General features: G+C 64.0%; 8 protein-coding genes. 5 read left to right on the top strand and 3 right to left on the bottom strand.

Features of this window, described 5'->3' with window-relative positions; translation table 11 throughout:
• Positions 1 to 277 precede the first annotated feature (277 nt).
• From JOY90_RS05515 to JOY90_RS05500, 4 genes are read left to right on the top strand one after another with little or no spacing between them, the layout of a single operon-like run.
• Complete coding sequence (locus JOY90_RS05515) at positions 278 to 592, top strand: helix-turn-helix transcriptional regulator (protein WP_291690140.1); 315 nt, start codon at positions 278 to 280, stop codon at positions 590 to 592.
• A complete protein-coding gene (locus JOY90_RS05510; RefSeq protein WP_291690139.1) occupies positions 585 to 1,055 on the top strand; it encodes an SRPBCC family protein in 471 nt (156 codons plus the stop codon). The genes JOY90_RS05515 and JOY90_RS05510 overlap by 8 nt, the downstream gene beginning before the upstream one ends.
• A complete protein-coding gene (locus JOY90_RS05505; protein ID WP_291690138.1) occupies positions 1,048 to 1,305 on the top strand; it encodes a hypothetical protein in 258 nt (85 codons plus the stop codon). Before JOY90_RS05510 ends, JOY90_RS05505 begins: the two co-directional genes overlap by 8 nt.
• A 2-nt stretch (positions 1,306 to 1,307) precedes the next feature.
• Complete coding sequence (locus JOY90_RS05500; RefSeq protein WP_291690137.1) at positions 1,308 to 1,820, top strand: SRPBCC family protein; 513 nt, start codon at positions 1,308 to 1,310, stop codon at positions 1,818 to 1,820.
• Positions 1,821 to 1,859: 39 nt separating this feature from the next.
• Here JOY90_RS05500 and JOY90_RS05495 read toward each other — a convergent pair whose 3' ends face one another.
• The 3 genes from JOY90_RS05495 to JOY90_RS05485 form a co-directional block, all read right to left on the bottom strand.
• Positions 1,860 to 2,639 carry a DUF2189 domain-containing protein gene (locus JOY90_RS05495; RefSeq protein ID WP_291690136.1) on the bottom strand — a complete coding sequence of 260 codons (780 nt, stop codon included), beginning with the start codon at positions 2,637 to 2,639 and terminating at the stop codon, positions 1,860 to 1,862.
• Between the two features lie 142 nt (positions 2,640 to 2,781).
• On the bottom strand, positions 2,782 to 3,249 hold the full coding sequence (locus JOY90_RS05490) for a hypothetical protein (protein ID WP_291690135.1): 468 nt from the start codon (positions 3,247 to 3,249) through the stop codon (positions 2,782 to 2,784).
• Between the two features lie 15 nt (positions 3,250 to 3,264).
• Complete coding sequence (locus JOY90_RS05485; RefSeq protein ID WP_291690134.1) at positions 3,265 to 3,720, bottom strand: GatB/YqeY domain-containing protein; 456 nt, start codon at positions 3,718 to 3,720, stop codon at positions 3,265 to 3,267.
• Between the two features lie 98 nt (positions 3,721 to 3,818).
• Here JOY90_RS05485 and JOY90_RS05480 point away from each other — a divergent pair, with 98 nt between their 5' ends.
• A complete protein-coding gene (locus JOY90_RS05480) occupies positions 3,819 to 4,328 on the top strand; it encodes a GNAT family N-acetyltransferase (protein WP_291690133.1) in 510 nt (169 codons plus the stop codon).
• The last annotated feature ends 41 nt before the right edge of the window (positions 4,329 to 4,369 follow it).

Raw genomic sequence — 4,369 nt, 5'->3', positions numbered from 1 at the left:
GGCGTGGAGCGCAAACGCACGCTCCTCGAACGAGAAGCCCCCGCTTCACGGTCCACGTGAGCTTGATGATCCCAGCTCGGGGGACCGGAGACTTTCACATCGCTGCGGCGCGAGGAAAACCCGTTTCACCCGGACAGCCGCCCTTGTCGCAAAGCGGGCCAAGACGCGTTGATCGAGCTCAACCGAGCCCCTCCACGACGACCGCCCCGGCCGCTCGTACAGAAAATCCCGACTCGACGCTTGACATGCAACCTTTTGGTTGCCTATTATCCAGGCCATGGATGAAGTCTTCAAAGCGCTGGCAGATGCCTCACGGCGAACCCTGCTGGACCGGCTTCACGCCAGAAACGGGCAGACCTTGAACGAGCTCTGCGACGGCCTCGCCATGACACGTCAGGCGGTGACGAAACATCTTGCCATTCTCGAAGAGGCCAACCTCGTCACCACCTACAAGCACGGCCGCGAGAAGCTGCACTACCTCAACCCGGTGCCGATCCACGAGATCGGCGAGCGGTGGATCAGGAAATTCGAGCGCGGCAAGCTCGCCGCGCTCTCCGAACTGAAAAAACAACTGGAGAAACGCGATGAGTAAGCCGGAATTCGTCTACACCACCTATATCGAGACGACGACCGAGAAGCTGTGGCACGCGCTGACCGACGGCGACTTCACTGAACGCTACTGGTTCGGCCATCGCGTCACGTCCGACTGGAAGGTCGGCTCGCCCTACGGCTTCGCGAACCAGGGCAATCCGACCGTCGAAGGTGAGGTGCTGGTCGCTGACCCGCCGCGGCGTCTCGCCTATACCTGGAACAACCGCAAGGAAGAAGCCAAGGGCGAAGGCACCTCGCGGGTCACCTTCGATCTCGAGCCGCGCGGCAAAGTGATCAAGCTGACCGTCACCCATGACGAGCTCGGCGAGGACGGCAAGACCCTGCGCGACATCTCCGGAGGCTGGCCGATGGTGATCGCGAGCCTGAAGAGCCTTCTGGAGACCGGCAAACCATTGCCGGCCGACCTCCCATCGCAGAGCACGAAGGAGCTCTCCTGTGCCTAGGCCCGAATTCGTCTACGTCACCTATATCGGGACCACGCCGGAGAAACTCTGGGAGGCGCTGACCGACAGCGCGTTCTCGCGCAGCTACTGGTTCGGCACCGAGCTGCGTACCGACTGGACGGTCGCCGACAAGTTGCTGGACGGCATCTCCAAGGGCTGGCCCGCGATCCTGTCCAGCCTGAAGAGCCTTTTGGAAACCGGCACCGCGCTGGCGATCCCTATTTCCGCGCTCGGCATCGAAGGACATTGATGATGCAACTGGACCAGTTCAAGCCCGCCACCGTCTACACCATCTACATCGCCTCCACGCCGGAGAAGATCTGGGAGGCGCTGACCTCGGCCGAGTTCAGCAAGAACTATTTCTTCGGCAATTCGGTCGAGGTCGAGCCGAAGGTCGGCGGCGCCTATATCGTGCGGACGCCCGACGGCGCCCTGCATATCTCGGGCGAGGTGTTCGAGTATGATCCGCCGCGGCGGCTCACCGTCACCTTCAACGTCAACTGGCCGGCGCTGATCGAGAAGCTCGGGCCGACGCTCGTCACCTACGAGATCGAGCCCGCAGGCGACGCCGTGCGCCTCACCATGACCGAATCCCATGACCGCCCGCTTTCCGACGACATCCTGTGCGGCGGACGGCAGGGCTGGCCGGCGATCCTCTCCAGCCTGAAGAGCGTGCTGGAGACCGGCAAGCCGCTGGCGGTCAAGATGGCCCCGCCGCCGCGGATGCTCGCGGCGCTAAAGGCGATGGGGATCGAGACGCCGTAATCCTTCGCCGCAAACGCGGTGCATCCTCTTGGCGCGCAATCAGACCACCACCGGCGCGACGATGCGGCGGTAGAGGTGCCAGGTGGCGTGTCCCAGCACCGGCACGGTGATGACCAGGCCCAGGAAATACGGCAGCGAGGACACGACCAGCAGCAGCACGATCACCGCAGCCCAGCCGATCATCGACAGCGGGCTTGCGACCACGGCGCGCACGCTGGTCACCATCGCGGTGACGAAATCGACGTCGCGGTCGAGCAGCAGCGGGAACGACACCACGGTCAGCGAGAACAGGATCAGGGACAGCGCGGCGCCGTCGAGATTGCCGATCGCGAGGAACAACAGGCCCTCATTGGAGGTGAGCACCACCGTCATGAATTCGTGCAGGCTCGAGAACGAGGCGTTGAGCCCGATCAGGAGCGCGATCAAGAGCCTGATCTGGTACATCCAGATCACGAAGAAGAACAACGTCACAAAGGCCATCCACCCGATCTCGCTGCGCGAGGTCACCGCCGACCAGATCGCGCCGAGCGAGACCGGCAGGCCGGCCTCGCGGCGGCGGCTCACCTCGTAGAGTCCCGTCGCCACGAACGGGCCGATCAGGGCAAATCCCGCGGCGAGCGGATAGGCCAGATACACCATGCCGAAGGCGGTCAGGCACAGCACGGTCAGGATGCCGCCGCCGGCATAGAGCATGCCGAAGGCGAGGCCGTAGAGCGGCATCGCCTGGAAATCGCGCAGACCCTGCCCGATCGCCTCGGCGATGTCCGCAATGGTGATGCGCCGCACCACCGGATCGACCTTGCCGGAGATGGATGCCATCGGCGACTCCCCAAATTGATCGCGTATTGAGGCAGGTGCCGGAGAAGCGTGTGTTGATCTGCGTCAAGAGGAATATGCGCAGGAGAGCACTTTCTTCGGTCGGGCTCGCGAAGGCGCGGCTTCCGCGGGCACACCGCAAACGCTATCCTCCCTGCATGTAGCGCACCGGGTTCTCCTTGTCCGCCTTGAAGATCGCCGCGGCTTCGGCAAACGGCGATCCGACCGCAGGTGCGTTCAAATCAGCGAATTTTTCAAAGCTGAAATTGTTGTTGCCCGCCCGCAGCTCGCCGAGCTTGCCGGCATAGCAGGAAACGAGCGGCTTCCGGCCCCTGGTGATCGACACGTAGACGCTGATGTAGTTCTTTTGCAGCGCGACGCCGATCACCGGCCATGGCGTCGTCTTGCCGGACTTGATCGCATATTGAAGCCGGCCGTAGCCGATCATCGTCATGCGCATGCCCGCTTCGCCCGCAGGCGTCCCGGCATGGAAATGACACTTCAGGCCGGGGGCGGCTCTTCGTATCAGAGCATCCAGCTCTTCAAGCTCGGCGGTTCGGGCGGGATCGAAGGCGAAATAGGCCTCGAGACTGCCCGCGTCGACCCGGAACATCCCTCGCCTCCGCTGCTATCCACCGAGCGCGGTCTTCACCAGGCCGCTGGCTTTGCCGAAATCCATCTGGCCGGCATACTTGCCCCGCAGCACGGCGATCACCTTGCCCATGTCCTTCATGCCGGCGGCTCCCGTCTCGGTGACGGCGGCTGCAATCGCCGCCTTCACCTCGTCGTCCGACATCTGCTTCGGCAGATAGGCCGAGATCACCGCGATCTCCTCGCGCTCGGCGGCGGCGAGCTCGGCGCGGCCGCCCTTGTCGTAGAGCTCGACCGCCTCGTGGCGCTGCTTGATCATCTTCTGCAGCACGCCAAGCAGCTCGCCATCCGACAGCGGCGGCTTGCCCTGCCCGCGCGCGTCGATGTCGGCGTTCTTAATGGTCGAGTTGACCATGCGCAGCGTGGAGAGCTTGCGCTCGTCCTTGGCCTTCATGGCCTGCTTGACCGCGTTGTTGATGTTTTCGCGCAACATGGTCTTGTCCTCTTCAATTCCTTGATCGGCTGATCTAGGCCCTCCGCGCGGCGGAAACAATCCGGTTTCGGCCGCGCTGCCCACCCTCGGAGACGACCATGCCCGCCGACCCCATCGAGATCAGGCTGCTGACGCCCGACGAGGCCGCGCTCTATCGCGACATCCGCCTCGACGGGTTGCGCGAGACCCCGGACGCCTTCGCCTCGACATTCGCGCGCGAGGACGCGATGACGCTTGCTTGGTTCGCGGAGCGGATCGTCAGGGGCAACATCTTCGGCGCGTTCTCCGGTGACGCACTCGTGGGGGTAGCTGGTTATTGGCCGCAGGAAGGCGCCAAGGTCAGCCACAAGGCCGGACTTTGGGGCATGTATGTGCGGCCCGCCGCGCGCGGTTCGGGCATCGGCGGGCGCCTGATCGAGGCGGTCGTCGGCCACGCCACGGGACGGGTCGAGCTGCTTCAACTCGGTGTCGCCAGCGGCAACGAGGCCGCCTTGCGGCTCTACCGGAAAATGGGCTTCTCCGAATATGGCCGCGAAATGAAGGCGTTGAAGCAGGATGGCCGGTACATCGACGAGATCCTGATGGTCCGGTTCCTCACCCCGGACTGACGCAACCTGCAAAAGCGCGCATGTGAATCCGCCGTCAATCG

The sequence above is a fragment of the Bradyrhizobium sp. genome (assembly GCF_019242285.1).
Taxonomy (GTDB): Bacteria; Pseudomonadota; Alphaproteobacteria; order Rhizobiales; family Xanthobacteraceae; genus Bradyrhizobium.
This window is presented reverse-complemented; position numbering and strand designations above follow the sequence as displayed.

What these genes read in the sequence shown, in the direction of transcription:
- JOY90_RS05515 (WP_291690140.1), top strand. Translation starts at nt 278, where the DNA reads ATGGATGAAGTCTTCAAAGCGCTGGCAGATGCCTCACGGCGAACCCTG.
- JOY90_RS05510 (WP_291690139.1), top strand. Translation starts at nt 585, where the DNA reads ATGAGTAAGCCGGAATTCGTCTACACCACCTATATCGAGACGACGACC.
- JOY90_RS05500 (WP_291690137.1), top strand. Translation starts at nt 1,308, where the DNA reads ATGCAACTGGACCAGTTCAAGCCCGCCACCGTCTACACCATCTACATC.
- JOY90_RS05495 (WP_291690136.1), bottom strand. Translation starts at nt 2,639, where the DNA reads ATGGCATCCATCTCCGGCAAGGTCGATCCGGTGGTGCGGCGCATCACC.
- JOY90_RS05490 (WP_291690135.1), bottom strand. Translation starts at nt 3,249, where the DNA reads ATGTTCCGGGTCGACGCGGGCAGTCTCGAGGCCTATTTCGCCTTCGAT.
- JOY90_RS05485 (WP_291690134.1), bottom strand. Translation starts at nt 3,720, where the DNA reads ATGTTGCGCGAAAACATCAACAACGCGGTCAAGCAGGCCATGAAGGCC.
- JOY90_RS05480 (WP_291690133.1), top strand. Translation starts at nt 3,819, where the DNA reads ATGCCCGCCGACCCCATCGAGATCAGGCTGCTGACGCCCGACGAGGCC.